Origin of the sequence: Modestobacter roseus (assembly GCF_007994135.1) — a bacterium.
Taxonomy (GTDB): domain Bacteria; phylum Actinomycetota; class Actinomycetes; order Mycobacteriales; family Geodermatophilaceae; genus Modestobacter; species Modestobacter roseus.
The window spans coordinates 3,075,381-3,102,176 of record NZ_VLKF01000001.1 but is presented as its reverse complement, the minus strand read 5'-3'; the positions used below and the strand labels follow the sequence as shown (position 1 = coordinate 3,102,176).

Below are 26,796 nucleotides of genomic sequence, written 5' to 3'. Positions count from 1 at the left end.
GGCAGCAGGGTGTGTTGTTCTGTGCGCAAGTCCGGCTACGTTCCGTGAGAGAACCGGGCGCGGCCGACCGCGGTCGGCACGCACAGCGGAGACGATGGACCACCCAGGCCCAGAAGCAGCCTCCTTGTGGTTCTCGGCGGTTCAACGGCTCGGTGATGTGCGTTCGTGGCGGCTTCCGCGTCCAGAACCGGCCATGACCGCACATTGCTCGGGCCCGCCGTTCGCGGACGGCCTGGCTGTGCGGCCGTACCCCCTGGCGAACTGCTCCTCCTGCGGGCCGCCGTCCACGCCGCGTGACTAGTGAACGACAGCGGGACTCACGCACATCTGCCACACCTTGCTGCCGAACTCAGCTGAGGGCCCTGTCAGCTGAGGGCGAGGCCGACGGCGAGCAGCACGCCGACGGCGAGGGTCAGCTGACCGGTGCCCTTGAGCGCATCGATCAGGACCGGGCCCCGGCCACCGCCGAGCACGGTGCGCACCGGTGGCACGGCCAGCGGCGCGGCGAGCAGCCCCGACAGCGCCCACGGCCGGGCCAGGCCGATCAGCACGATCGCGGCGAAGACCACCACGAGCAGCCCGGTGAAGAACAGCCGGGTGCGCCCCTCGCCGAGGAGCACCGCCAGCGTGCGCTTGCCGACGGCGGCGTCGCCGTGCACGTCCCGCAGGTTGTTCACCACCAGCAGCGCCACCGAGCACAGCCCGATCGGCACCGCGGCCGCGAACGCCAGCCCGTCCAGCGACTCGGTCTGGGCGAACGTCGTCCCGACGACGGCGACCAGCCCGAAGAAGACGAAGACGAACACCTCGCCCAGCGCCCGGTAGCCGTAGGGGATCGGGCCGCCGGTGTAGGTCCAGGCGGCGAGGATGCTCACCGCGCCGACCGCGACCAGCCACCAGCTGGACAGTGCGGCCAGCGCCAGGCCGGCCACCGCGGCCACGGCGAAGGCGAGCATCGCCGCGACCAGCACCTGCCGGGCGCTGGCGGCGCCGGAGCCGACCAACCGCATCGGGCCCACCCGGTCGGCGTCGGTGCCGCGCTTGCCGTCGGAGTGGTCGTTGGCGTAGTTCACCGCGACCTGCAGGGCGAGCGCCACGAGCAGCGCCAGCAGGGCGGGGGCGAGCCGGAACCCGTCGAGCGCGGCGGCGACGCCGGAGCCGACGAACACCGGCGCGAGGGCGGCGGGCAGGGTGCGGGGGCGGGCACCCGCCAGCCACTGGGCAGGGGTGGCCACTAGATGTCTCCCAGGATGTGGAGGACGGCGCGCCGGTCGGGCTTGCCGGTGTGCAGGGTCGGGACGGTGTCGATCAGGCGCAGCGCCTTGGGCGCGGCGGCGGCGCCGAGCCGCTCGGCCACCCACGGCCGCAGCTCGGCCAGCCGGGGGGCGGCGCCCGGGGCGGCGACGACGGCGGCGACGACGCGCTGACCCCACTCGGGATCGGGCACCCCGGCGACGACGGCGTCGGCGACCGACGGGTGCTCGCGCAGCCGCGCCTCGACCGCCGGCGGGGAGACGTTCACCCCGCCGCTGATCACCACGTCGTCCAGCCGGCCGTGCACGGTCAGCCGGCCGTCGTCGTCGACCGACCCGGCGTCCCGGGTGCGGAACCACACCCCGCCGCCGGGACCAGGCGCGAACGCCTCGGCGGTGGCGGCGGGGTCGAGCCGGTAGCCGTGCGCGAGCACCGGCCCGGTCAGCTCGATCCCGCCGTCGGCCACCCGCACCGAGACGCCGTCCAGCGGCACCCCGTCGTAGACGCAGCCGCCGGCGGTCTCGCTCATGCCGTAGGTGGTGCGCACGCGCACCCCGGCGGCGTGCGCCGCGGCGAGCAGCGCGGGGTCGCTGGCCGCGCCGCCGACGAGCACGCCGTCGAAGGACGCCAGCGCGTCGGGCTCCTCGGCCAGGAACCGGCGCAGCTGGGTCGGGACGAGCGAGACGTACCGGCGGTCACCGGCCGGCAGCCGGGCCGTGGCGGCGGCCAGCGGCTCGCCGCGGCCGAGCACCACCGGCTCCCGGTCGGCCAGCGCGCTGCGCACCAGCACCTGCAGCCCGCCGACGGCGGACACCGGCAGCGCCAGCAGCCAGCTCCCCGCGCCGCCCAGCCGGTCCAGGGTGGCGGTGGCCGAGGCGCGCAGCGCGCCGGCGGACAGCAGCACGCCCTTGCCGCTCCCGGTCGAGCCGGAGGTGACCACCACCAGGTCGGTGCCCGGCTCCAGCGGCTCGTCCGGGCGCAGCAGCTGCCGGGCGGCGTCGGCCGGGCCGGGGTCGGCGGGCAGCACGGCCAGCGGGGCACCACCCGCCAGCGCGGCGCGCAGTGCGGGCCAGACGGTGCCCAGCGCCGCGGCGGGCTCGGCGGCCGACGGCGCCGGCACGAGGGTCAGCTGCCGGGGCACGAGGAGCCACGGTACTGCGCGGGCCGCAGGTGACCGGGGTGCGCTCTACGCTGGGCGGGTGATCGTCCCGGCAGCCGGCGGCGCCGGTGCGGCGCTGGAGGCGCACGTCTACCGCGTGCGGCTGCGCAACCGCTTCCGTGGCCTCGACGTGCGCGACGGCGTGCTGGTCCGCGGCCCGGCCGGCTGGGGCGAGTTCTCCCCGTTCTGGGACTACGACGTCGCCGAGAGCCGCCGCTGGTGGGCCAGCGCCCACGAGGCCGCGGTGCTCGGCTGGCCCGACCCGGTGCGCGGCACGGTGCCGGTGAACGTCACGGTGCCCGCGGTGGGCCCGGAGCGGGCGCACGAGATCGTCGCCGCCTCCGGCTGCCGCACCGCCAAGGTGAAGGTCGCCGACCCCGGCCAGGCCGCCGCCGACGACCTGGCCCGGGTCGAGGCGGTCCGCGACGCGCTCGGCCCGGCCGGCGCGATCCGGGTCGACGCGAACGCCGCCTGGGACGTCGACACCGCGGCCGACCGGCTGACGGCGCTGGACCGGTTCGACCTGGAGTACGCCGAGCAGCCGGTGGCCACGGTCGAGGAGCTGGCCGCGCTGCGCCGCCGGGTCGACGTGCGGATCGCCGCCGACGAGGTGGTCCGCCGGGCGCCGGACCCGCGGCGGGTCGACCTGCGCGAGGCCGCGGACGTCGTCGTCCTCAAGGTGCAGCCGCTGGGCGGCGTCCGGGCCGCGCTGGAGGTGGCCGAGGCGCACGGGCTGCCGTGCGTGGTCTCCTCCGCGCTGGAGAGCTCGGTGGGCATCGCCGCCGGGGTGGCGCTGGCGGCGGCGCTGCCGGAGCTGCCGTTCGCCTGCGGGCTGGCGACGGTCGCGCTGTTCACCGCCGACGTCGCCAGCGAACCGCTGCTGCCGGTCGACGGCGCGCTGCCGGTGACCCGCCCCGTGCCCGACCGGCTCGCCCAGACCGCGGCCGACGCCGAGACCGAGCGGCGCTGGCGCGAGCGGCTGAGCGCGGTGCAGGCGCCGTGAACCCGGCCACCGCCTTCGCCCGCGTGTTGGTCGACGAGCTGGTCCGCGGCGGCGTCACCGACGCGGTCGTCTCGCCCGGTTCCCGGTCGGCCCCGGTCGCGCTCGCGCTCGCCGACGCCGAGACCGCCGGCCGGCTGCGGCTGCACGTGCGCATCGACGAGCGGACGGCGGCGTTCCTGGCGCTGGGGCTGGCCAAGGCCGCCGGGCGGCCGGTGCCGGTGCTCACCACCTCCGGGACGGCGACCGCGCACCTGCACGCCGCGGTGCTGGAGGCCGACGCCAGCGGGGTGCCGCTGCTCGCGCTGACCGCCGACCGGCCACCGGAGCTGCGCGCGACCGGGGCCAACCAGACCATCGAGCAGCCCGGCCTGTACGGGCGGGCGGTGCGCTGGGCGGCCGACGTCGGGGTGCCCGAGGCCGGCCGCGAGGCGGCGCAGAACCGGTACTGGCGCTCGCTGGTGGCCAAGGCGCTGCTGGTGGCCTGCGGAGAGCTGTCCGGCGACCCCGGCCCGGTGCACCTGAACCTGGCGCTGCGCGAGCCGCTGATGCCCGACGACGTCACCCCCGACGTCCGCCCGCCGCTGCCCACCGGCCCGTTCGCCGGCCGTCCGGACGGCGCGCCGTGGACGGCGGCGGTCCCCGGCGGGCGCGCCCCGCACGGCGCGCCGCTCACCGGCCCCGACCCCGCAGGTGGACGCACCCTGCTGATCGCCGGCGACGCGCCGCTGGGGGTCGGCCGGGCCGCCGCCGTCCTCGCCGACCAGCGCGGCTGGCCGGTGCTCGCCGAACCCAGCAGCGGGGCGTGGGGCGCCGCCGGGGCGCTGCGCGGACCGGCGCTGCTGCTGGGCGCGCGGGAGTGGCTGGCCGGGCACCGCCCCGACCGGGTGTTGGTGGTGGGCCGCCCGACGCTGTCCCGCCCGGTCAACGCACTGCTCGCCGACCCCGACGTGACGGTGGAGACCTACGCCCCGGCGCCCCGGTGGGCGGACCCGGGCCGGGGGAGCGCACTGGTCGGCAGCGCGTACCTGGACCCGGGCAGGGCGCTGCGCGAGGGCGGCCCGCGCCCGGGGCGCGGGTGGGCGGCCGAGTGGTCGGCGGCGGCCGAACGGGTGGGCATCGCCGTCGACGCGCTGCTCGACGACCGCCCCGGGCGGACGCTCACCGCCGCGCGGCTGGCCCGCGACGTGGTGGCGACCCTGCCGGCGGGGGCGCTGCTGGTGCTGGGGTCGTCGACCCCGGTCCGCGACGTCGACCGGCTGGCGGTGCCCCGGCCCGGGCTGACCGTGCTGGCCAACCGCGGCGTCGCCGGCATCGACGGCACCATCTCCACCGCCGTCGGGGCCGCGCTGGCCCATCAGGGCGCCGGCGGTGGCCCGGCGTTCGCGCTGATGGGCGACCTGACGTTCCTGCACGACCTCACCGGGCTGCTCACCGGGCAGGGCGAGCGGCGACCGGACCTGACCGTCGTCGTCCCGGACAACGACGGCGGCGGCATCTTCGCCCAGCTGGAGCCGGGGCAGCCGCAGTACGCGGCGGGCTACCGGCGGGTGTTCGGCACGCCGCACGGCCGCGACCTGGTGGCGGTGGCCCGGTCGCTGGGCTGGGCGGCCACCGCGGTCACCGAGCCGGAGCAGCTGGTCGCGGCGCTGGGCGCGGGCGGCCCCCGCGTCGTCGTCGTCCGCACCGACGCGGCCGCCGAGGCCGAGCTGGCCGGGCAGCTCCGCGACGCCGCGGCGTCGGTGCTGCGCGCCGCAGTGGGCTGATCGGCCGGCTCAGGCCGGGGCGCGGGGCGCCGCTGCGTCCGAGTCCGCGAGCAGCAGCTCGGCGTCGGGCTCCTCCAGCGGCTGGGCGAACAGGTAGCCCTGGGCGAGGTCGCAGCGCTCGGCGCGCAGCCGGTCGCGCTGGGCAGCGGTCTCGACGCCCTCGGCCACCACCTCCAGGCGCAGCGTGCGGCCCAGCTGGACCAGGCCGTGCACGATCGCGGCGTCGTCCGGGGAGCCGTCGAGCAGGCTCACGAACGAGCGGTCGATCTTGAGCACGTCGACGTCGAACTGGCGCAGCCAGCTCAGCGACGAGTAGCCGGTGCCGAAGTCGTCCAGCGCCAGGCGGGTGCCGAGCGCGCGCAGCTCGGCGAGCCGCGCGGCGACCGCGGACCGGTCGGTGACCAGCGCGGTCTCGGTGACCTCCAGCACGAGCGACGAGGGCGGGATGCCGCTGGCGGACAGCGCCTCGGTGACGTGCCCGAGCAGCGTGCCACCGGCCAGCTGGCGGGCGGAGACGTTCACCGCCATCGACAGCGGGGTGTCCCGGGGATGGGCGCGCTGCCAGCGGGCGGCGGTGCGGGTGGCCTCGGCCAGCACCCAGCGGCCGATCGGCACGATCAGCCCGGAGTCCTCGGCGACCGGGACGAACCGGTCCGGACCGATCGGCCCGAGCACCGGGTGGTGCCAGCGCAGCAGCGCCTCGAAGCCGACGACCCGCTCGGTGGCCAGGTCGACGACGGGTTGGTAGACCAGCCGCAGCTGCCCGGCCTCCAGGGCCCCGGTCAGCTGGCGCTCCAGCTCGATCCGCTCCAGGGCAGCCGCCCGCATCTCCGGGTCGAACACCACCCACTGGGCCCGGCCGGCGGTCTTGGCCCGGTACATGGCGATGTCGGCGTCCCGGAACAGCGACAGCGGCGTCGCGGACGCCTCCGCGGCGACGACGCCGATGCTGGCGGCCACCGAGACCCGGTGCCCGCCCAGGTCGATGGGCGCCCCGATGACGTCCAGCAGCCGCTGGGCGAGCTCCGTCGCCTCCGGCAGCCCGCCGCGGGGGTCGTCGACCAGGACGGCGAACTCGTCGCCGCCCAGCCGGGCCACCGTGTCCGCCGCGCGGACAGCGCCCCGCAGCCGGCAGGCGACGGTGCGCAGCAGCTCGTCGCCGGCCAGGTGGCCGAGGCTGTCGTTGACGTCCTTGAAGCCGTCGAGGTCCAGGCACAGCACGACCGGCGGGGTCCCGGTGCGGCCGGCCCGGCGCAGCGCCTGCTCGGTCTGCTCCAGGAAGAGCGAGCGGTTGGCCAGGCCGGTCAGCGCGTCGTAGAACGCCTGGTGGGCGAGCTCCGCCTCGGCGAGCTTGCGGGGGGTGATGTCGTAGACGCTGACCACGATGCCCCCGACGTCGGGGTCGTCGAGCAGGTCGACGGCGCGCCCACCCAGCCACACGGTGCCGCTGCCGGCCTGCCCGCCGCGGAGTTCGAGCTCCGTGGCGGTCCCCGGCTGTGCGCGGGCCCGGGCCAGGGCGGCCAGCACCTCGGCCGGGTCGACGCCGATGGTGGCCAGCATCGCCGGGAGCGAGTCGCCGGCGGCACCGGGCTGGCCCAGCAGTTCGGCCATCGACCGGGAGTCGGCCACCAGCCGCCCCGCCGGGTCGACGACGACCACGGCGTCGGAGGAGTTCAGCGCCAGCGCCTCCGACCGGCGGGCCTCGGTGCGGACCGCTGCCCAGGCGCGGGCGCTGTCGCGGACCAGGAGCCGGGTGCGGACGGTGCTGATGGCCAGCAGGACGGTCCACACCAGCAGGCCCGGCACCGGGTTGACGTGGGCGTGCCGCTGCCAGGCCAGCACCTCGACCAGTGCCGGGGCGGTGAACGGCGCGATCGTGATCGCCACCCGCCAGGGGCCGTGCCCGGGCCGGGTGACCGCGGCGCCGGCGCCACCCGGGGACGACGGCGGCACCCAGGGGATCAGTGCGAACAGCAGGATGCCGGCCAGCCAGGCGACGTCGAGCCAGCCACTCACGGTGTCCGGCGAGGCGAGCAGCAGCCAGCCGAGGTCGGCGCCGAGCCAGCACAGGGCGCCGCTGAGGACGAGTGCGCTGACCGCGCGGACCCGGCCGTTGAGCATCACCCGCCAGGCGATCAGCCCGACGACGACGGCGTCGAGCACCGGGTAGCCGATCCAGGCCAGGCGGGCGAGGGTGGGCACCCCGTGATCGGTGAGCGTCTCGGTCACCGAGCTGTGGTGCACCAGCAGGAGGGCCACCGCCAGGGCCGCGGCGCCGTCCAGCAGGGCGTACGTCCGGGCGCCGGGCCGGGGACGGCCGTCGAACCGGGCGGTGAGGCAGGCCGCGGCGAGCGCGACGTAGCTGGCCAGCCACCCCAGATCGGCCACCGAGACCCCCGGGGCCGAGCCGGTCAGCCAGACCTGCAGCTGCCACGCGAGGTCGCCCAGCGCGTTGCCGGTGAGCGCGATGGGCAGCCAGGGCCGCCGGGTGCGGCGGTTCTGCGGACGCGTCCGGTCGCCGTACCAGGCCCCGGCCGCAGCCCCGGTGCTCACCAGCAGGTACGCGCAGCCGGCCGCGGTGGTGCCGGAGAGGAGCAGGACCGTCGCGACGGCGGCCGCCGTCCCCACGGCGACCACGGCACCGGCACCGAGTCGCCGCCGATGCCCCGGTCGCTGGACGGAGCGGGCGGGCGTCACCCCGGGACCGTCGGCCGGTCCGCCGCGGGACTTGACGCGTACGGGCGCGGGCCCGCCCGGACGGGTGAGCCCGCTCAGTCCTCCAGCGCGGTCTGGACGGCGGCGAACTTGGCCTGGGTCTCGGCGAGCTCGGCCGCGGCGTCGGAGCCGGAGACGATCCCGCAGCCGGCGAACAGCCGGGCCTGCCGGCCGCCCTCGGCCCCGGTCAGCTGGGCGCAGCGGAGGGCGAGGCCGAACTCGCCGTCGCCCCGGGAGTCGAGCCAACCGACCGGTCCGGCGTACCGGCCGCGGTCCATCCCCTCGAGCTCGCCGATGAGGGTCGCGGCGCGGTCCCGGGGGGTGCCGCAGACCGCCGCCGTCGGGTGCACCGCCGCGATCAGCTCGAGCAGGTCGGCGTCGCCGTGCTGGTGACCCCGCACGTCGGTGGCGAGGTGGCGGACGTTGGGCAGCGTGAGCAGCGAGGGCCCGGCCGGCACGTCCATCTCGTCGCAGTACGGGCGCAGCGCGTCGACCAGGGAGCGGACGGCGTAGCCGTGCTCGGCCAGGTCCTTCGCCGAGCCCTGCAGCGCCGTGGCGAGCCGCTCGTCCTCGGCGCCCGCGCCGCGCGGGGTGGTGCCGGCCAGCACCCGGGCGGAGAGCTGGTCGCCGGTGCGGCGCAGCAGCAGCTCCGGGGTGGCGCCGAGCAGGTCGTCGACGGCGAAGGTCCAGCAGTCGGGGAAGCGCTCGGCCAGGCGCAGCAGCAGCCGGCGCGGGTCGATCGGCTCGTCGGCGCTGACCAGCAGGTCGCGGGCGAGCACCACCTTGTCCAGGGCGCCGGCGTCGATCCGGGCGACCGCGGCCTCCACGGCGCCGCACCAGGTCGCGGGGTCCAGGGAGCCGTCGGCATAGCGGAGCTGGCCGATCGACGTCGTCGTCACCGCCGGCGAGGTCTCCACCACTGCGCGCTCCTCGGCGCCGGCGTCGCCGGTGACGGTGACCCACGTGGCGCCGTCCCGCCGCCCGACCACGACCTCGGGGACGACGAACACCGACGTCGAGGCGGCCGGGTCGAAGGCGATGGAGGCGAAGACCACCGGGCCGGACCCGGGGACGCCGACCGGGTCGTGCACCTCGGTGCGGGCGCACCGGTCGGCCCACCAGGCGGCGGCGGTGGCCAGCGCGTCGGGGCCGGAGACCTCCAGCCGGTCGGCCTCGCCCCAGCCGACCAGCCCCTCGCCGCGGCGCACCCAGGCCAGCGCGCCGTCGCGGGGGACCAGGGTGAGCAGCGGGGTGCGCCGGTTCCCCAGGGCGGTCGTGGTGACGACGGCCGCGGTGGCGGGGGAGGGCGCTGCCGGGCTCACCGCTCCAGGGTAGGAGGCGCGCAGGTAGCGTCCCCGGGGTGGCGACCGGTGGACGACCTGACGGGGTGGGCGTGCGGGCCGGGCTGGACAAGCGGCCCGCCGACGTCGCGGCGATGTTCGACCGGGTCGCCGGGCGTTACGACCTGACCAACACGGTGCTCTCCGGCGGCCTCGACAGCGGCTGGCGGCGGGCCACCCGGGAGGCGCTGGACGCGCGCCCGGGCTCGACCGTGCTCGACGTCGCGGCAGGCACGGCGGTGTCCACCGTCGAGCTCGCGGCGGGGGGCGTGCACGCCATCGCCTGCGACTTCTCCCAGGGGATGCTGCGCGCCGGGGCGTCACGGCCGGTGCCGAAGGTGGCCGGGGACGCGATGGCGCTGCCGCTGGCCGACGAGAGCGTCGACGGCGTGGTCATCTCCTTCGGGCTGCGCAACGTGGCCGACCCGCGGCAGGCGTTGCGCGAGTTCCGCCGGGTCACCCGGCCCGGTGGCCGCCTGGTGGTGTGCGAGTTCTCCCGGCCCACCTGGGCGCCGTTCCGCACCGTCTACACCGAGTACCTGATGCGCGCGCTGCCGCCGATCGCCCGCGCGGTGAGCAGCAACCCGGAGGCCTACGTCTACCTGGCCGAGTCGATCCGGGCGTGGCCGGCGCAGCCGGAGCTGGCGAGCTGGCTGCAGGAGTCCGGCTGGGGCGACGTCGCCTGGCGCAACCTGACCGGCGGGGCCGTCGCCCTGCACCGCGGCACCCGCGCCTGACCCCGCGTGCTCGGTGCGCGCGAGGCGGCATCTGCGGTCTCGTGGCCTTCCGGCTCAGGAGGCCACGAGACCGCAGACCTCACGTGACTCGGCAGGCGGCCGGTCCCGACCCGCTGTGTGAACTCGGTCACCGAAGGTCCTGGCGTTCCGTCGGCCGTCTGTCATAGGCTTCGACCGCTCGACTTTGTGAAGTAGTTCACAAGCGTCCGTCCGGTCACCGCCGGGCGGAGGAGAGGTCGCCGCCGTGGTCCGCACAGCGAGGTGCACACGCGAGACCGCCCGGGCGCGTGCCCGGCGCACGCCCCCGGTGGGCGGCCGCTGATGCTGTCCACCTACGCGCCGCTGGTCGGCCTCTTCGTCCTCGCCGCGGGCTTCGCGCTCTTCTCGGTCACCGTCGCCCCGTTCGTCGGCCCGCGCCGGTACAACCACGCCAAGCTGCAGGCCTACGAGTGCGGCATCGAGCCGGTCGACCAGCCGCTCACCGGCGGCCGCTTCCCGGTCAAGTACTTCCTGACCGCGATGTTGTTCATCGTCTTCGACATCGAGATCGTCTTCCTCTACCCGTGGGCGGTCGCCAACGACGCTCTCGGCCTGTGGGGTCTCGGCGCGATGGCCCTGTTCATCGGCACGGTCTTCATCGCCTTCGCCTACGAGTGGCGCCGCGGAGGTCTCGAGTGGGACTGACCCGCACCACACCGACCAGGGACGGGGGCCGCTGACGTGGGCCTGGAGGAGAAGCTGCCCAGCGGCGTGCTGCTGACCAGCGTCGAGAAGCTGGTCAACTGGACCCGCAAGTCCTCGCTGTGGCCGGCCACCTTCGGCCTGGCCTGCTGCGCGATCGAGATGATGGCCTCCGGCGCCGGCCGGTACGACCTGGCCCGCTTCGGCATGGAGGTCTTCCGCGCCTCCCCGCGCCAGGCCGATCTGATGATCGTCGCCGGCCGGGTGAGCCAGAAGATGGCGCCGGTCCTGCGCCAGATCTACGACCAGATGCCCGAGCCGCGGTACGTGCTCGCGATGGGCGTCTGCGCCAGCTCCGGCGGGATGTTCAACAACTACGCGATCGTGCAGGGCGTCGACCACGTCGTCCCGGTCGACATGTACCTGCCCGGCTGCCCGCCGCGGCCGGAGATGCTCACCGACGCCATCCTGAAGCTGCACCACAAGATCTCCCACCAGCCGCTCGGTGCGAAGCGCGCCCGGGAGCAGGCCGAGGCCCGCGCGAACGGCACCGCGCCCGACCTGCACCTCGAGATGCCCTCGACGGTGCGGGTCGACGAGGAGCAGCGGCGCGCCTACGAGCAGGCCGCGGCCGCCGGCCGCACCGGCCAGTTCGCCATCGAGCAGCGCGGCGGCAACGCCGTCGTCCTGCCCGGCGCGGAGCGGGGTGGACGGCGGTGAGCGACGAGGCCGGCGCCGGCGCGGCGGCAGCACCGAGCGGTGGGTTCCGCAAGGGCGCCTTCGGCGTCACCGGCAGTGGCGATACCTCCGGCTTCGGCGGTCTGGTCCGGGTCGAGCCCGGCGGCGCCGTCGCCCTGCACTCCACCGAGCGGCCCTACGGCGGCTGGTTCGACGAGGTCACCGACGCGCTGATCGACGCCGTCGGGCAGGCCACCTACGACGCCGCCGTCCCGCGGGTGCTCGTCGACCGCGGGGAGATCACGTACTTCGTCGCCCGGGAGCACCTGCTCACCCTGGTCCGCGCGCTGCGGGACGACGAGGCGCTGCGCTTCGAGCTGTGCTCCAGCGTCTCCGGCGTCGACTTCCTCGACAGCGGCGGCCCGGACGTCGCCCCGGGGCGCCCCCGGCTGCACGTCGTCTACCACCTGACCTCGATGACCTACCGCCGCCGGATCCGGCTGGAGGTCGCGGTCACCGCCGAGGACCCGCACGTCCCGTCGGTCACCGGCGTCTACCCGACGGCCGACTGGCACGAGCGGGAGGCCTGGGACATGTTCGGCGTCGTCTTCGACGGCCACCCCGGGCTCACCCGGATCCTCATGCCCGACGACTGGGACGGGCACCCCCAGCGCAAGGACTACCCGCTGGGCGGCGTGCCGGTGGAGTACCACGGCGCGACGATCCCTCCTCCCGACGAACGACGGAGCTACCGGTGAGCCGGGACCTCGCACGGGCGAGCGTGGTTGCGTCCCCGCCCACCCACCCCTGCCCCGACGAGCGGCGGAGCTACCGATGACCACCACCCAGGACCCGTACGCCGGGTCCCGCGAGACCACCGAGGGTCGGATCTACACGGTCACCGGTGGTGACTGGGACCAGACCTTCGGCGCCGACCCCCACGAGGACGAGCGGCTCGTGGTCAACATGGGCCCGCAGCACCCCTCGACCCACGGGGTGCTCCGCCTGGTGCTCGACCTCGAGGGCGAGACGGTCACCAAGGCCCGGGTGGTCATCGGCTACCTGCACACCGGCATCGAGAAGACCACCGAGTACCGCACCTGGGTGCAGGGGACGACGCTGGTCACGCGGATGGACTACCTGTCCCCGCTGTTCAACGAGGCCGGCTACTGCCTGGCCGTCGAGAAGCTGCTGGGTATCGAGGCCCCGCCCCGCGCGCAGACCATCCGCGTGCTGGTCATGGAGCTCAACCGGATCGCCTCCCACCTGGTCGCGCTGGCCACCTTCGGCATGGAGATGGGCGCGCTCACCGGGATGACCAACGGGTTCCGCGAGCGCGAACTGGTCCTCGACCTGCTCGAGGAGATCACCGGCCTGCGGATGAACCACGCCTACATCCGCCCCGGCGGCCTCGCCCAGGACCTCCCCGAGGGGTGCGTCGAGCACATCCGGGAGTTCCTGCAGGTCATGCCCGAGCGGGTCACCGGCTTCCACCGGCTGCTCACCGGCCAGCCGATCTGGCAGCGCCGGCTGAAGGACGCCGGGTACCTGGACGTCACCGGCTGCGTCGCCCTCGGCGTCACCGGCCCGGTGCTGCGCGCCGCCGGCCTGCCGTGGGACCTGCGCAAGGTCGAGCCCTACCTGGGCTACGAGACCTACGACTTCGAGGTGGCGACGGCCGACACCTGCGACGCCTGGGGTCGCTACCTGGTGCGGATGAGCGAGGTCAACGAGTCGCTGAAGATCATCGCCCAGGCGCTGGACCGGCTGGAGCCGGGCCCGGTGATGGTCGAGGACAAGAAGATCGCCTGGCCGGCGCAGCTGTCCCTCGGCGCCGACGGGATGGGCAACTCCCTCGACCACGTCCGGCACATCATGGGCCAGTCGATGGAGGCCCTGATCCACCACTTCAAGCTGGTCACCGAGGGCTTCCGGGTGCCGGCCGGCCAGGTGTACGTGCCGGTCGAGAGCCCGCGCGGCGAGCTCGGCTACCACGTGGTCAGCGACGGCGGCACCCGCCCGTTCCGGGTGCACGTGCGCGACCCCAGCTTCGTGAACCTGCAGGCCACGGCGGCGATGAGCGAGGGCGGGATGATCGCCGACGTCATCGCCGCGATCGCCTCCATCGACCCCGTCATGGGGGGTGTCGACCGGTGAGCGCGCTGCCGGGGTCCGAGGAGGGCACGGCGGTCACCGGGCTGGACTCCAGCCCGGTCGAGCCCGCCGCCCCCGACCTGCCGCCCCTCACCGCGCAGACCGAGGCCGAGGCGCGGGAGATCATGGCCCGCTACCCGCAGGCCCGCTCCGCGCTGCTGCCGATGCTGCACCTGGTCCAGTCGGTGCAGGGCTACGTCTCCCCGGAGGGCGTCGGCTTCTGCGCCCGGCTGCTCGGGCTGACCAAGGCCGAGGTCGGCGCGGTCGCGACCTTCTACACGATGTACAAGCGGCACGCGACCGGCCGGCACCTGGTCAGCGTCTGCACCAACACGCTCTGCGCCGTCCTCGGCGGGCAGCGCATCTACGACGCCGTCTCCGCCGACCTCGGCGTCGGCCACGACCAGACCGCGGCCGACGGCTCGGTCACCCTCGAGCACGCCGAGTGCCTGGCCGCCTGCGACTACGCCCCCGTGGTCACCGTCGACTACGAGTTCTACGACCAGCAGGACGTCGAGTCGGCCCGGGAGCTGGTCGCCGCGCTGCGCCGGGGGGAGAAGCCGCTGCCCACCCGGGGCGCCCCGCTGACCGACTTCCGGGGCATCTCCCGCCAGCTGGCCGGCCTGAACCAGCACGCCGACCTCGCCGCCGAGCGGGCCGCCATCGACGCGCCGTCCACCGGGGCGCCGACGCTGGCCGGCGTCCGGCTGGCCGCCGAGCGCGGCGAGACCGCGCCACCGCTGCAGCACCCCGAGCCCGAGGCCGCCCCCGAGCCGGACGTCGAGCCGACGTCCGGTGCCGGGGAGACGGCGAGCGAGCAGGCCGCCGACACCGCCGTCGCCTCCGCCGACACCCCGGCCGAGCGGGCCGGCGCCGCCCAGCACCACCCCGACGCCCCCGAGCCCGCCGGCCGCCAGCCGGCCGAGCGCGGCGGCGAGGGCACCGACACGCCGGCCGCGCACACCCAGTCCGTGGCCGGCGACGCGAGAGAGCGGGACGCCTGACATGCCCCTGACCCCCGTGCTCACCGCACGCTTCGACGCGCCCCGCTCCTGGACGCTGGACACCTACGAGCGGCTCGACGGCTACCGCGCGCTGCGTTCCGCGCTGGCGATGACCCCGGACGACGTCGTCGCCCTGGTCAAGGACTCCGGGCTGCGCGGCCGCGGCGGCGCCGGCTTCCCCACCGGCATGAAGTGGAGTTTCATCCCGCAGCCCAAGCCCGGGGAGCAGCCCACCGGCCCGGCGGCGGCGCCGAAGTACCTGGTGGTCAACGCCGACGAGGGCGAGCCGGGCACCTGCAAGGACGTGCCGCTGATGATGGCCGACCCGCACTCCCTGGTGGAGGGGGTGATCATCACCGCCTACGCGATCCGGTCGCACTTCGCCGTCATCTACGTCCGGGGGGAGGCGGTGCACGCGCACCGCCGGCTGATGGCCGCGGTGCAGGAGGCCTACGCCGCCGGCTACCTCGGCCGCGACGTGCTCGGCACCGGCTACGACCTGGAGCTGGTCGTGCACGCCGGCGCCGGCGCCTACATCTGCGGGGAGGAGACCGCGCTGCTGGACTCCCTGGAGGGCTACCGCGGGCAGCCCCGGCTCAAGCCGCCGTTCCCCGCCGTCGCCGGCCTCTACGGCTCCCCGACGGTGATCAACAACGTGGAGACGCTGGCCAGCGTGCCGTACGTGGTGCGTGGTGGCGCGGAGTGGTTCAAGACGATGGGCCCGGAGAAGTCGCCCGGGCCGAAGATCTTCTCGCTGTCGGGCCGGGTGGTGCGCCCGGGGCAGTACGAGGCCCCGATGGGGACGACGATGCGCGAGCTGCTGGAGATGGCCGGGGGCGTCCGGCCCGGGCACCGGCTGAAGTTCTGGACGCCGGGCGGCTCCTCCACCCCCTACTTCACCCCCGAGCACCTCGACGTCCCGCTGGACTTCGACTCGGTGGCCAAGGCCGGCTCGATGCTCGGCACCACCGCGCTGATGGTCTTCGACGAGACCGACTCCATCGTCGAGGCGACGCTGCGGTTCACCGAGTTCTACGCGCACGAGAGCTGCGGCAAGTGCACCCCGTGCCGGGAGGGCACCTACTGGCTGGTCCAGATCCTGGAACGGCTGGTGCACGGCCAGGGTCGGGCCGCCGACCTGGACCTGCTCACCGACACCTGCGACAACATCCTGGGCCGGTCGTTCTGCGCCCTCGGTGACGGCGCCACCAGCTGCATCTCCAGCTCGCTGAAGTACTTCAAGGACGACTACGTGGCGCTGCTGCCGGCCGAGGAACGGGGCCGCCTGGGCCGGTCACTGCGTCTCGAGCCGGTCGGAGCCGCGTCATGACCCTCACCCCGGCCACCCCCGAGCCCGCGCCGGCGCTGCCGCCCGGCATGCCCGGACCGCACACCCCGCCCGACGCCGTGCACTGCACCATCGACGGCTTCCCGGTCGCGGTGCCGAAGGGCACGCTGATCATCCGGGCCGCCGAGATGATCGGCGTGCAGATCCCGCGGTTCTGCGACCACCCGCTGCTCGACCCGATCGGCGCCTGCCGGCAGTGCCTGGTCGAGGTGGAGGGCCAGCGCAAGCCGGTCGCTTCCTGCACCACCCCGGTCAGCCCGGACATGGTGGTGCAGACCCAGCTGAGCAGCCCGGTCGCCGACAAGGCGCAGCAGGGCACCATGGAGCTGCTGCTGGTCAACCACCCGCTGGACTGCCCGGTCTGCGACAAGGGCGGGGAGTGCCCGCTGCAGAACCAGGCGATGAGCAACGGCCGCACCGAGAGCCGGTTCGTCGAGACCAAGCGCACCTACCCCAAGCCGCTGCCGATCAGCTCCCAGGTGCTGCTGGACCGCGAGCGGTGCGTGCTCTGCGCCCGTTGCACCAGGTTCAGCCAGCAGGTGGCCGGTGACCCGTTCATCGAGCTGTTCGAACGCGGCGCGCTGGAGCAGGTGGCGATCTACGAGGACGAGCCGTTCGAGTCCTACTTCTCCGGCAACACCACCCAGATCTGCCCGGTCGGCGCGCTGACCAGCGCCACCTACCGGTTCCGCGCCCGCCCGTTCGACCTGCGCAGCGAGCCGAGCGTCTGCGAGCACTGCGCCAGCGGCTGCGCCCAGCGCACCGACTACCGGCGCGGCACGGTCACCCGCCGGCTCGCCGGGGAGGACCCGGCGGTCAACCAGGAGTGGAACTGCGACAAGGGCCGCTACGCCTTCCGCTACGCCAGCAGCAACGAGCGGCTGATGACGCCGCAGGTGCGGGGGGCGGACGGCGAGCTGCACCCCGCGTCCTGGCCGGAGGCCTGGGCCGCGGCGGCCGACGGGCTCCGGCGGGCGCGGGAGGCCGGCGGCGTCGGCGTGCTGCCCGGCGGCCGGCTCACCGTCGAGGACGCCTATGCCTACGCGACCTTCGCCCGGGCGGCGCTGGGCACCAACGACGTCGACGCCCGGGCGCGCGCGCACTCCACCGAGGAACTCGACTTCCTGGCCACGCACGTCGCCGGCACCGGGCCCGGCGCCGGGGCGGTCACCTACGACGACCTCTCCGCCGCGCCCGTGGTGCTGCTCGTCGGCTTCGAGCCGGAGGAGGAGTCGCCGATCGTCTTCCTGCGGCTGCGCCGGGCGGTCCGCACCGCCGGCCTGCAGGTGTTCGACGTCGCCCCCTTCGCCACGCGCGCGGCGGAGAAGCTGCAGGCCACCGTGCTGCCGACCGTCCCGGGCCAGGAGGCCCGGCTGCTCCGCGACCTGACCAGCCACCCGGTGGACGGGGTGCTGGCCGAGGTGGCCGCCGCCCTCTTCCGGCCCGGCGCGGTGGTGCTGGCCGGGGAACGGCTGGCCGAGTCGCCCGGCGCGTTCACCGCGCTGACCGCCCTGGCCGGCGAGACCGGCGCCCGGATCGGCTGGGTGCCGCGTCGGGCGGGGGAGCGGGGCGCGGTCGAGGTCGGCGCGCTGCCCACGCTGCTGCCCGGCGGCCGCACCGTCGCGAACGCCGCGGACCGCGCGGCCGTCGCGCAGCGCTGGGGCGCCGACGTCCCGGCGACCCCGGGCCGTGACCTCACCGGCATCCTCACCGCCGCGCGGGACGGCGCCCTGGCCGGGCTGCTCGTCGGCGGCGTCGACCCCGCCGACCTGCCCGACCCGCTGCTGGCCGAGCAGGCGCTGGCCGCCGCCGGCTTCGTCGTCAGCCTGGAGCTCTTCCCCTCCGCGGTCACCGCGCACGCCGACGTCGTCCTGCCGGTCGCCGCGGCGCCGGAGAAGGCCGGCGCCTACCTGGACTGGGAGGGCCGGGTGCGCGCGTTCGACGCGACGCTGCACGGCACCGGCCAGCTCAGCGACGGCCGGGTGCTGCAGGGCCTGGCCGAGCACCTGGGCCTGGAGCTGCGGCTGGGCTCGGTGACCGAGGTCCGCGCCGAGCTCATGGCCCTGGGCGGCGCCGCGCAGGCCCCGGCCGGCCAGGTGCCGGACGTCGCGCCGGCACCGCTGCCGGAGCCCGCCGGCGACCAGGCGGTGCTCGCCTCCTGGCGGCAGCTGGTCGACGTCGGCACGTTGCAGCGCGACGAGCCGGCTCTGGCCGGCACCGCCCGCCCCCCGGTGGCCCGGCTGGGGGCGCACGCCGCCCGCCGGCTCGGCCTCGCCGACGGCGACCCGCTCACCGTCACCGGCCCGGCCGGGGCGGTCACCCTGCCCGTGCGGCTGACCGACATGCCCGACGGGGTGGTCTGGCTGCCGATGCGCTCCCCGGGCAGTGAGGTGCGCAGCCAGCTCGGCGCGGGCCCCGGCGCCGTCGTCCGGCTGGCCGGCCCGCCGCCGGTCCCCGCCGGGGCCACCGCGGTCTCCAGCCTGCGGGGGGAGGGGGCATGAGCGTGCTCGCCGCCGCCGACCAGCCCACGCTCGCCGACTTCGGCGGCGACGTCTGGTGGATCGTGCTCATCAAGATCGTCGGCATCTTCGGCGTGCTGGTGCTGATGACGCTGTTCGCGATCGTCTTCGAACGCAAGGTCGTCGCCCGCATGCAGCAGCGGATCGGCCCCAACCGGGTCGGCCCGCGCGGCTACCTGCAGAGCCTCGCCGACGGCCTGAAGCTGGCGTTCAAGGAGGACATCATGCCGGCGCTGGCCGACAAGCCGGTGTACTTCCTGGCCCCGGTCATCGCCACCATCCCGGCGTTCCTGGCGTTCTCGGTCATCCCGCTGGGCCCGACGGTGAGCATCTTCGGCGAGCGCACCCCGCTGCAGCTCACCGACGCCCCCATCGGCGTCCTCATCGTGCTGGCCTGCTCGGCGATGGGCGTCTACGGCATCGTGCTCGGCGGCTGGGCCTCCGGGTCGACCTACCCGCTGCTCGGCTCGCTGCGCAGCGCCGCCCAGATGGTCAGCTACGAGATCGCCATGGGCCTGTCGATCGTCGCGGTGTTCCTCTACGCCGGGTCGATGTCCACCTCGGAGATCGTCGCCGCCCAGGCCGACGGCATCCCGCTGTTCGGCGGCAGCGTGACCGGGCCCGGCTGGTACGCGGTGCTGCTGCCGGTCTCCTTCGTGATCTACGTGATCGCGGTCGTCGGGGAGACCAACCGGGCGCCCTTCGACCTCCCCGAGGCGGAGAGCGAGCTGGTCGGCGGCTTCCACACCGAGTACTCGTCGCTGAAGTTCGCGCTGTTCTTCCTGGCCGAGTACATCAACATCGTCACCGTCTCCGCGCTGGCCGCGACGCTGTTCCTCGGTGGCTGGCGGGCACCCTGGCCGATCTCCATCTGGGACGGCGCGAACACCGGCTGGTGGCCGGTGCTGTGGTTCCTGGCCAAGGTCGTGCTCGCGCTCTTCGTGTTCGTCTGGCTGCGCGGCACGCTGCCCCGGCTCCGCTACGACCAGTTCATGCGCTTCGGCTGGAAGGTGCTCGTCCCGGTCGGGCTGGTCTGGATCCTCGCCGTGGCCACCATGCGGGCGGTGGCTCGCGAGGCCGACCTCGACGGCGGCCAGGTCGCGGTCTTCGTCGGGGTGCCGCTCGCGCTGCTGATCCTCGGCGGGCTGCTGCTCGCCTCCCGGCGCAGCAACCGGGACACCCGGGTGGCCGCCCGCGCCGCGGCGGCCGGTGCGCTCAACCCCACCGAGCCCGAGGTGCTGCCCCCGACCGGGCAGGGCCCGGCCGCCGGCGGCTTCCCGGTGCCCCCGATGGACCTGGTGGTGCCGCCCTCCCCGCGGCTGGGCCGCCGGGAGTCCGTGGGCGTGGGCGCCGTCGTCGCCACCGGCCGGCGGGGCACCTCGACCCCCGAGCAGGAGGACGGCGATGTCTGAGCAGAACCGCAGCGGTGGGGAGCTCGCCCCGCGCCGCGAGCAGGGCGACCCGGCGCCGGGTCGGCGCAGCTGGCTGCCCGGCCCCGCGCAGGGGTTCGGCGTCACCTTCGCCACGATGTTCAAGAAGGTGACCACCGAGTCCTACCCGGAGGTGCCCAAGCAGACCAAGCCGCGCTACCACGGGCGGCACGTGCTCAACCGGCACCCCGACGGGCTGGAGAAGTGCGTCGGCTGCGAGCTCTGTGCCTGGGCCTGCCCGGCCGACGCCATCTACGTCGAGGGCGGCGACAACACCGAGGACGCCCGGTTCAGCCCCGGCGAGCGGTACGGCCGCATCTACCAGATCAACTACCTGCGCTGCATCTTCTGCGGCCTGTGCATCGAGGCCTGCCCCACCCGCTCGCTGACCATGAGCAACGACTTCGAGCTGGCCGACGACGACCGGCAGGCGCTGATCTACACCAAGGAGCAGCTGATGGCGCCGCTGCTGCCGGGGATGGAGCAGCCGCCCCACCCGATGCGGCTGGGCGAGGACGAGCAGGACTACTACGTGCGCGAGCCCGAGCGCTCCTCGCCCGCCGAGCCGGTCGTGGGGGAGCGGGCATGAGCGTGCTCCCCCCCACCGTCGTCGCGGCCGCCGCCGACACCGCCGTCGAGCTGGGCACCGCCGAGACGGTCGTGTTCTGGCTGCTCGCGCCGATCGCGCTGGCCGGGGCGCTGGGCATGGTGCTGTCCCGCAACGCGGTGCACTCCGCGCTCTGGCTGGTCACCACCATGCTGGTGCTCGGCGTCTTCTACGTCGTCCAGGAGGCGCCGTTCCTCGGCGCGGTGCAGATCATCGTCTACACCGGCGCGATCATGATCCTGTTCCTGTTCGTGCTGATGCTCGTCGGCCGGGACTCCTCGGACTCGGTGGTCGAGACCCTCCGCGGGCAGCGGGTGGCGGCGCTGGTGCTGGGTGCCGGGTTCGCCGCGCTGGTCGGCGCCGGCATCGCCCGCGCCACCCAGGACCTCCCGGTCGCCGGCCTCACCGCCGTGCAGGGCACCGAGGGCGGGCCGGCGGCCGGCAACGTCGAGGCGATCGCCGGCGTGCTCTACGGCCGCTACGTGCTGGCCTTCGAGGTCACCGGGGCGCTGCTCATCGTCGCCGCGGTCGGCGCGCTGCTGCTCACCCACGCCGAGAAGGAGCCCGGCACCCGGCGCACCCAGAAGGAGCTCTCCCGCGCCCGGTTCCTCACCGACCGGCCGCAGACCCTCCCCGGCCCCGGGGTCTACGCCCGGGCCAACTCCGTCGCGGCGCCGGGCCGGCTGCCCGACGGCCGCCCGGCCCCGGACACCCTGCTGACCGGGGTCGACCCGCAGCCGGTCGACCCGCTGCCCCCGGCCGGCAGCACCGGGATCGAGCGGGAGGGGCTGCCGCACGCCGGCGGCACCGACGCCGCGCTGGGCACGCTGGGAGAGGACCGGCGATGACCCTCACCAACTACCTGGTGCTCGCGGCGGTCCTGTTCACCATCGGCGCGGTCGGCGTGCTGGTGCGCCGCAACGCCATCGTCGTCTTCATGTGCATCGAGCTGATGCTCAACTCGGTGAACCTCACCCTGATCACCTTCGCCCGGGCCAGCGGCACGGTCGAGGGTCAGGTCATCGCCCTGTTCGTGATGGTCGTCGCCGCGGCCGAGGTCGTCGTCGGGCTGGCCATCATCATGTCGATCTACCGGACCCGCCGTTCGGCGTCGGTCGACGACGCCAACCTCCTGAAGTACTGACCCGAACGGGGTGCGAGGGTGAACGAGGTCGTGCCGGTGTCCCTCCCTGTCGACGGGCTGCTGTCGGTCGCCTGGCTGCTGATCGCGCTGCCGCTGGCCGGCGCGGCGGTGCTGCTGCTCGGTGGCCGGCGCACCGACCGCTGGGGCCACCTGCTGGGCACGGCGACCGTCGTCGCCGCGTTCCTGCTCGCCGTCGCCTGCACCCTGCAGCTCACCGACCGGCCCGGGCACGCCGCCAGCGTCGACCTGTACACGTTCATCGACACCGGCTCGCTCGACGTCACCGCCGGGCTGCTGCTCGACCCGCTGTCGGCGGTCTTCGCGCTGCTCATCACCGGGGTGGGCGCGCTGATCCACGTCTACTCGATCGGCTACATGGCGCACGACCCCGGCCGCCGGCGGTTCTTCGCCTACCTCAACCTCTTCGTCGCCGCGATGCTGCTGCTGGTGCTGGGCAACAGCTACGTCGCCCTCTACGTCGGCTGGGAGGGCGTCGGCCTGGCGTCCTACCTGCTCATCGCCTTCTGGTACACCCGCCCGGCCGCGGCCACGGCGGCGAAGAAGGCGTTCATCATGAACCGGGTCGGCGACGTCGGCCTGGCGTTGGCGGTCTTCCTGATGTTCGCCCAGCTGGGCACCACGTCCTACGCCGGGGTGCTCGGCTCGGTCGGCGCGCTGGCCGGCGGGGTGGTCACCGCGCTGGGGCTGCTCCTGCTGCTCGGCGCGTGCGGCAAGTCCGGCCAGTTCCCGCTGCAGGCCTGGCTGCCCGACGCCATGGAGGGCCCGACGCCGGTCTCGGCGCTCATCCACGCGGCCACCATGGTCACCGCCGGGGTCTACCTGATCGCCCGCAGCGCGCCGATCTACGACGCCACCCCCACCGCCCGCACCGTGGTGCTGGTCGTCGGCGCGGTCACCCTGCTGATCGGCGCGGTCGTCGGCTGCGCCCAGGACGACATCAAGAAGGTGCTGGCGTACTCCACGGTCAGCCAGATCGGCTACATGTTCCTGGCTGTGGGGCTGGGCCCGGCCGGCTACGCCGCCGGCATCGCGCACCTGCTCACCCACGGCTTCTTCAAGGCCGGGCTGTTCCTCGGCGCCGGCTCGGTGATGCACGCGATGGGCGACCGCACCGACATGCGCCGCTTCGGCGGGCTGGCCCGGCGGATGCCGGTCACGTTCGTCACCTTCGGCCTGGGCTACCTGGCGCTGATCGGCTTCCCGTTCTTGTCCGGCTACTGGACCAAGGACGCGATCATCGAGGCCGCGCTGGACCGTGGCGACTGGGCGGGCTGGCTGCTGGGCGGGGTCGCCGTCCTCGGCGCCGGGCTCACCGCGTTCTACATGACCCGGCTGGTGCTGATGACCTTCTTCGGCCGATCCCGCTGGGACCCGGGGGTGCACCCGCACGAGGCGCCGGCCACCATGACCGCGCCGATGGTGCTGCTGGCCGTCGGCTCGGTCGCCGCCGGGTTCCTGCTGGTGTCGGTCTTCCCGCTGGCCGACTGGCTCGCCCCGGTGTTCGGGGAGCCGGCGGAAGCCGCGCACGTCGTCGCCCCGGCGGTGGTCGGGCTGGTCGTCACCGCGGTGATGGCGGTGGGCGTGCTGGCCGCGTGGCTGCTCGTCGGCCGCCGCGAGGTGCCCACCACCGCCCCGGCCCGGGTGTCGCCGGTGGTCACCGCCGCCCGGCGCGCGCTCTACGCCGACACGGTCAACGAGACGCTGCTCATGCGCCCGGGCGTCTGGCTCACCCGGGCGCTGGTCTTCCTCGACAACCGCGGGGTCGACGGACTGGTCAACGGCACCGCCGCCGCACTCGGCGGCTCGTCGTCCCGGCTCGGCCGGGTGCAGACCGGCTTCGTGCGCAGCTACGCGCTGGGGGTGCTCGGCGGCGCGGTCGTGATCGCCGGCGCGCTGGTGGCGGTGACGACGGCGTGAGCGCTGAGGACGGCGTGCGCGGTGACGAGGGCGGCAGCGCCGGACCGGGCCTGGAGGGCGACCGATGAGCGAGTTCCCGTACCTGCTGGCGATGATCGTCGTCCCGGCGCTGGGTGGCGGCGTCGTCGCCGCGCTGCCCGCCGCGCGCGCCGACCTCGCCCGGGTGATCGCGCTGGGCACCAGCCTGCTGGTCCTGGTGCTCGCCGGGCTGGCCACCGCCGCCTTCGACACCGCCGGACCCCGCTTCCAGCTGACCACCTCGGTCGCCTGGATCCCCGACTTCGGCGTCGAGTTCGCCCTCGGCGTCGACGGGATCGCGCTGGCGATGCTCCTGCTGACCGGGGTGCTGGTGCCGGTCGTGGTGCTCGCGTCGTGGCGCGACGTCGCCCCCGGACGGCGGTCGATGCGCAGCTTCTGGGCCTGGCTGCTGGTGCTGGAGGCCACCCTGGTCGGGGTCTTCGCGGCCACCGACGTCTTCCTGTTCTACGTGTTCTTCGAGGCGATGCTCATCCCGATGTACTTCCTCATCGGGGGCTTCGGCGGGCCCAACCGGCAGTACGCGGCGGTGAAGTTCTTCCTCTACAGCCTCCTCGGCGGGCTGGTGATGCTCGCCGCCGTCATCGGCCTCTACGTGGTGAGCAACTCCCAGCTCGGCGAGGGCACCTTCGCCTTCGACGCGCTGCGCCAGCTGGAGATCGACCCGGGCGTGCAGAAGCTGCTGTTCGCCGGGTTCTTCGTCGCCTTCGCCATCAAGGCCCCGCTGGTGCCGTTCCACACCTGGCTGCCCGACTCCGGTGCCGAGGCGCCGATCGGTGGGGCCGTGCTGCTGGTCGGCGTGCTGGACAAGGTCGGCACGTTCGGCTTCCTGCGCTACTGCCTGCCGCTGTTCCCCGACGCCTCCCGCGACCTGGCGCCGGTGGTGCTGGTGCTCGCCGTCGTCGGCATCCTCTACGCGGCGCTGGTGGCGATGGGGCAGACCGACCTGAAGCGGCTGGTGTCCTACACCTCGATCGCCCACTTCGGCTTCATCGCGCTGGGCATCTTCGCCTTCACCACCGAGGCGGTCACCGGCGCGGTGCTCTACATGGTCAACCACGGGATCGCGACCGGGTTGCTGTTCCTGGTCGTCGGCATGCTCATCACCCGCGGCGGCTCCCGGCGGATCGCCGACTACGGCGGCGTCGCGGGCAAGGCGCCGATGCTGGCCGGCGCCTTCCTGATCGCCGGGCTCGCGTCGCTGGCGCTGCCGGGCACCAACAGCTTCGTCAGCGAGTTCCTGGTGCTCATCGGCTCGTTCCCGGTGCGGCCGGTGTTCACGGTGCTGGCCACCGTCGGGATCGTCTTCGCCGCGCTGTACGTGCTGCTGGTCTACCAACGCACCATGCACGGCCCGCCGCGCGGCGTGCTGCTGGTCGACGACCCCGACGACGTCACGAACCAGGGTGCCGCCCCGCCGGTGCCCGACGGCGGCGGAGCCACCGCGGTGCTCGCCGCCCCGGCACGCCCCCGGACGATGCGGGTGGCCGACCTGAGCCGGCGCGAGCTGGCCGTCGTCGCCCCGCTGGTGGCGCTGGTCCTGGTGCTCGGGTTCGCCCCGCAGCCGCTGATCGACCTGGTGGAGCCCGCGGTGCAGGCGACTGTGGCCGACGTCGGTGGCGACCCGGACGGCATCGTGCCGGCCGTCGAGGGGGAGTGATGGGCGAGCTCGCGGCACCGGACCTGTCCTACGGGGCGCTCGCGCCGCTGCTGTTCACCCTCGGCGCGGCCTGCCTGGGCGTGCTGGTGGAGGCGTTCGTGCCCCGCCGGGTGCGGCAGCCGGTGCAGGTGGCACTCGCGCTGGCCGGGATGCTGGGGGCGCTCGTCGCCGTCGTGCTGCTGGCGCTGGACGGCCGCGAGGCGACCACCACCGCCGTCGGTGCGCTGGCCGTCGACGGCGCCGCGCTGTTCCTGCAGGGCACGATCGCCGTCCTGGGGGCGCTCTCGGTGCTGCTGTTCGCCGAGCGGGCGCTGGACCCGGCCCGGTCGGCGTTCGTCGCCGCGGCCGCGGTGCCCGCCGGCAGCGTGCGGGACCGGCAGCTGGCCACCGACGAGCGGGTGCAGACCGAGGTCTACCCGCTGGCCTCCTTCGCCGTCGGCGGGATGATGCTGTTCACCGCCGCCAACGACCTCCTGCTGCTGTTCGTGGCGCTCGAGGTGCTCAGCCTGCCGCTCTACCTGATGGCCGGGCTGGCCCGCCGACGGCGGCTGCTGTCCCAGGAGGCGGCGGTCAAGTACTTCCTGCTCGGCGCCTTCGCCTCCGCCTTCCTCCTCTACGGGCTCGCGCTGGTCTACGGCGCCACCGGCACCGTGCGGCTGGCCGGCATCCGGGACGCCGTCGCCGTGCAGGGCGCCGGCACGCTGCTCGTGCTGGGCCTCGGGCTGCTGATCGTCGGGCTGATGTTCAAGGCCAGCGTCGCCCCGTTCCACACCTGGACGCCGGACGTGTACCAGGGCGCCCCCACCGCGGTGACCGCCTTCATGGCCGCGGCCACCAAGGTCGCCGCGTTCGGCGCGGTGCTGCGGGTGCTCTACGTCGCCTTCGGCACCGAGGTCTGGGCCTGGCGGCCGCTGGTCTACGGCCTGGCGATCGCCTCGATGGTCATCGGTGCCGTGCTGGGCCTCACCCAGACCGACCTCAAGCGGATGCTCGCCTACTCCTCGGTGGCGCACGCCGGGTTCCTGCTCACCGGCGTCATCGGCCTGGGCGCCGGCGAGGGCTCCGGCCTGTCCGCGACGATGTTCTACCTGCTCACCTACGGGCTGATGACCCTCGGCGCCTTCGCGCTGCTGACCCTGGTCCGGGACGGCGACGGCGAGGCCACCCACCTCGCCCAGTGGGCCGGGCTGGCCCAGCGCTCCCCGGTGGTGGCCGCGCTGATGACCTTCTTCCTGCTGGCGCTCGCCGGCATCCCGCTCACCAGCGGGTTCACCGGCAAGTTCGCGGTCTTCCGGGCCGCCATCGGGGACGGCGCGTGGCCGCTGGTCCTGGTCGCGCTGCTCACCAGCGCCGTCGCCGCCTTCTTCTACCTGCGCGTCGTGGTGCTGATGTACTTCTCCGACCCGGCACCGGACGGGCCGACCGTGGGGGTGCCTGGGCTGCCGACCACCGTCGTCCTGGGCCTCACCGCGGCCGCCACGCTGGTGCTCGGCGTGCTTCCCGGAGCCGTGCTGGAGCTCGCGGAGTCGGCCGCCGTGCTGGTCGGCTGACCGGGCGACCCGAGCCGGTGCAACCCCTGCTGCACCGCCCGGTGCGCCGCGCCCGTCCGGCGGCAGCTATCTTCGG

At 75.0% G+C, this 26,796-nt stretch carries 21 protein-coding genes; 17 read left to right on the top strand and 4 right to left on the bottom strand.

What is annotated here, in order from left to right; all coding sequences use genetic code 11:
- Positions 1–365 precede the first annotated feature (365 nt).
- Positions 366–1,235 (bottom strand): 1,4-dihydroxy-2-naphthoate polyprenyltransferase, encoded by an 870-nt coding sequence (locus JD78_RS14700; RefSeq protein ID WP_166521208.1) that lies wholly within the window; start codon positions 1,233–1,235, stop codon positions 366–368.
- Complete coding sequence (gene menE / locus JD78_RS14695) at positions 1,235–2,395, bottom strand: o-succinylbenzoate--CoA ligase (protein WP_153362568.1); 1,161 nt, start codon at positions 2,393–2,395, stop codon at positions 1,235–1,237. Before menE ends, JD78_RS14700 begins: the two co-directional genes overlap by 1 nt.
- 58 nt (positions 2,396–2,453) lie before the next feature.
- Here menE and JD78_RS14690 point away from each other — a divergent pair, with 58 nt between their 5' ends.
- Positions 2,454–3,416, top strand: a complete 963-nt coding sequence (locus JD78_RS14690; RefSeq protein ID WP_166521207.1) for an o-succinylbenzoate synthase — start codon at positions 2,454–2,456, stop codon at positions 3,414–3,416.
- Positions 3,413–5,179, top strand: a complete 1,767-nt coding sequence (menD, locus tag JD78_RS14685; RefSeq protein ID WP_166521206.1) for a 2-succinyl-5-enolpyruvyl-6-hydroxy-3-cyclohexene-1-carboxylic-acid synthase — start codon at positions 3,413–3,415, stop codon at positions 5,177–5,179. Before JD78_RS14690 ends, menD begins: the two co-directional genes overlap by 4 nt.
- Before the next feature lie 9 nt (positions 5,180–5,188).
- On the opposite strand, the gene JD78_RS14680 is transcribed toward menD, so the two are convergent.
- Positions 5,189–7,816, bottom strand: a complete 2,628-nt coding sequence (locus JD78_RS14680; protein ID WP_153362556.1) for a putative bifunctional diguanylate cyclase/phosphodiesterase — start codon at positions 7,814–7,816, stop codon at positions 5,189–5,191.
- Between the two features lie 134 nt (positions 7,817–7,950).
- Complete coding sequence (locus JD78_RS14675) at positions 7,951–9,216, bottom strand: isochorismate synthase (RefSeq protein WP_153359750.1); 1,266 nt, start codon at positions 9,214–9,216, stop codon at positions 7,951–7,953.
- Positions 9,217–9,254: 38 nt separating this feature from the next.
- On the opposite strand from JD78_RS14675, the gene JD78_RS14670 reads away from it, so the two are divergent.
- The 15 genes from JD78_RS14670 to nuoN all read left to right on the top strand — a co-directional run bounded on the left by JD78_RS14670 (position 9,255) and on the right by nuoN (position 26,720).
- Positions 9,255–9,971, top strand: a complete 717-nt coding sequence (locus JD78_RS14670; RefSeq protein ID WP_153359752.1) for a demethylmenaquinone methyltransferase — start codon at positions 9,255–9,257, stop codon at positions 9,969–9,971.
- Positions 9,972–10,232: 261 nt separating this feature from the next.
- Positions 10,233–10,655: an NADH-quinone oxidoreductase subunit A gene (locus JD78_RS14665; RefSeq protein WP_438861310.1), complete on the top strand. Its 423-nt coding sequence runs from the start codon at positions 10,233–10,235 to the stop codon at positions 10,653–10,655.
- A 36-nt stretch (positions 10,656–10,691) separates the two neighbouring features.
- On the top strand, positions 10,692–11,372 hold the full coding sequence (locus JD78_RS14660; protein ID WP_153359754.1) for a NuoB/complex I 20 kDa subunit family protein: 681 nt from the start codon (positions 10,692–10,694) through the stop codon (positions 11,370–11,372).
- The gene (locus tag JD78_RS14655) at positions 11,369–12,088 is read left to right on the top strand and encodes an NADH-quinone oxidoreductase subunit C (RefSeq protein ID WP_153359756.1); all 720 of its coding nucleotides are present in this window, start codon (positions 11,369–11,371) and stop codon (positions 12,086–12,088) included. The genes JD78_RS14660 and JD78_RS14655 overlap by 4 nt, the downstream gene beginning before the upstream one ends.
- Before the next feature lie 76 nt (positions 12,089–12,164).
- Positions 12,165–13,487 carry an NADH-quinone oxidoreductase subunit D gene (locus JD78_RS14650; RefSeq protein ID WP_153359758.1) on the top strand — a complete coding sequence of 441 codons (1,323 nt, stop codon included), beginning with the start codon at positions 12,165–12,167 and terminating at the stop codon, positions 13,485–13,487.
- Positions 13,484–14,488: an NADH-quinone oxidoreductase subunit NuoE gene (gene nuoE / locus JD78_RS14645; RefSeq protein WP_153359760.1), complete on the top strand. Its 1,005-nt coding sequence runs from the start codon at positions 13,484–13,486 to the stop codon at positions 14,486–14,488. Before JD78_RS14650 ends, nuoE begins: the two co-directional genes overlap by 4 nt.
- Position 14,489: 1 nt before the next feature.
- Positions 14,490–15,818, top strand: coding sequence for an NADH-quinone oxidoreductase subunit NuoF (gene nuoF / locus JD78_RS14640; protein WP_153359762.1), 1,329 nt, complete (start codon positions 14,490–14,492; stop codon positions 15,816–15,818).
- On the top strand, positions 15,815–18,337 hold the full coding sequence (locus JD78_RS14635) for an NADH-quinone oxidoreductase subunit G (RefSeq protein ID WP_153359764.1): 2,523 nt from the start codon (positions 15,815–15,817) through the stop codon (positions 18,335–18,337). Before nuoF ends, JD78_RS14635 begins: the two co-directional genes overlap by 4 nt.
- The gene (gene nuoH / locus JD78_RS14630; protein WP_153359766.1) at positions 18,334–19,767 is read left to right on the top strand and encodes an NADH-quinone oxidoreductase subunit NuoH; all 1,434 of its coding nucleotides are present in this window, start codon (positions 18,334–18,336) and stop codon (positions 19,765–19,767) included. The genes JD78_RS14635 and nuoH overlap by 4 nt, the downstream gene beginning before the upstream one ends.
- Positions 19,760–20,374, top strand: coding sequence for an NADH-quinone oxidoreductase subunit NuoI (gene nuoI / locus JD78_RS14625; protein ID WP_228395118.1), 615 nt, complete (start codon positions 19,760–19,762; stop codon positions 20,372–20,374). Before nuoH ends, nuoI begins: the two co-directional genes overlap by 8 nt.
- Complete coding sequence (locus tag JD78_RS14620) at positions 20,371–21,240, top strand: NADH-quinone oxidoreductase subunit J (RefSeq protein ID WP_194290455.1); 870 nt, start codon at positions 20,371–20,373, stop codon at positions 21,238–21,240. Before nuoI ends, JD78_RS14620 begins: the two co-directional genes overlap by 4 nt.
- A complete protein-coding gene (gene nuoK / locus JD78_RS14615; protein WP_153359767.1) occupies positions 21,237–21,536 on the top strand; it encodes an NADH-quinone oxidoreductase subunit NuoK in 300 nt (99 codons plus the stop codon). The genes JD78_RS14620 and nuoK overlap by 4 nt, the downstream gene beginning before the upstream one ends.
- Positions 21,537–21,572: 36 nt before the next feature.
- The gene (nuoL, locus tag JD78_RS14610) at positions 21,573–23,474 is read left to right on the top strand and encodes an NADH-quinone oxidoreductase subunit L (RefSeq protein ID WP_228395119.1); all 1,902 of its coding nucleotides are present in this window, start codon (positions 21,573–21,575) and stop codon (positions 23,472–23,474) included.
- Between the two features lie 64 nt (positions 23,475–23,538).
- A complete protein-coding gene (locus JD78_RS14605) occupies positions 23,539–25,170 on the top strand; it encodes an NADH-quinone oxidoreductase subunit M (protein WP_153359769.1) in 1,632 nt (543 codons plus the stop codon).
- A complete protein-coding gene (gene nuoN, locus JD78_RS14600; RefSeq protein ID WP_153359771.1) occupies positions 25,170–26,720 on the top strand; it encodes an NADH-quinone oxidoreductase subunit NuoN in 1,551 nt (516 codons plus the stop codon). Before JD78_RS14605 ends, nuoN begins: the two co-directional genes overlap by 1 nt.
- Positions 26,721–26,796: the final 76 nt, after the last annotated feature.

What these genes read in the sequence shown, in the direction of transcription:
- JD78_RS14650 (WP_153359758.1), top strand. Translation starts at nt 12,165, where the DNA reads ATGACCACCACCCAGGACCCGTACGCCGGGTCCCGCGAGACCACCGAG.
- nuoF (WP_153359762.1), top strand. Translation starts at nt 14,490, where the DNA reads ATGCCCCTGACCCCCGTGCTCACCGCACGCTTCGACGCGCCCCGCTCC.
- JD78_RS14635 (WP_153359764.1), top strand. Translation starts at nt 15,815, where the DNA reads ATGACCCTCACCCCGGCCACCCCCGAGCCCGCGCCGGCGCTGCCGCCC.
- nuoH (WP_153359766.1), top strand. Translation starts at nt 18,334, where the DNA reads ATGAGCGTGCTCGCCGCCGCCGACCAGCCCACGCTCGCCGACTTCGGC.
- nuoI (WP_228395118.1), top strand. Translation starts at nt 19,760, where the DNA reads ATGTCTGAGCAGAACCGCAGCGGTGGGGAGCTCGCCCCGCGCCGCGAG.
- JD78_RS14620 (WP_194290455.1), top strand. Translation starts at nt 20,371, where the DNA reads ATGAGCGTGCTCCCCCCCACCGTCGTCGCGGCCGCCGCCGACACCGCC.
- nuoK (WP_153359767.1), top strand. Translation starts at nt 21,237, where the DNA reads ATGACCCTCACCAACTACCTGGTGCTCGCGGCGGTCCTGTTCACCATC.
- JD78_RS14605 (WP_153359769.1), top strand. Translation starts at nt 23,539, where the DNA reads ATGAGCGAGTTCCCGTACCTGCTGGCGATGATCGTCGTCCCGGCGCTG.
- nuoN (WP_153359771.1), top strand. Translation starts at nt 25,170, where the DNA reads ATGGGCGAGCTCGCGGCACCGGACCTGTCCTACGGGGCGCTCGCGCCG.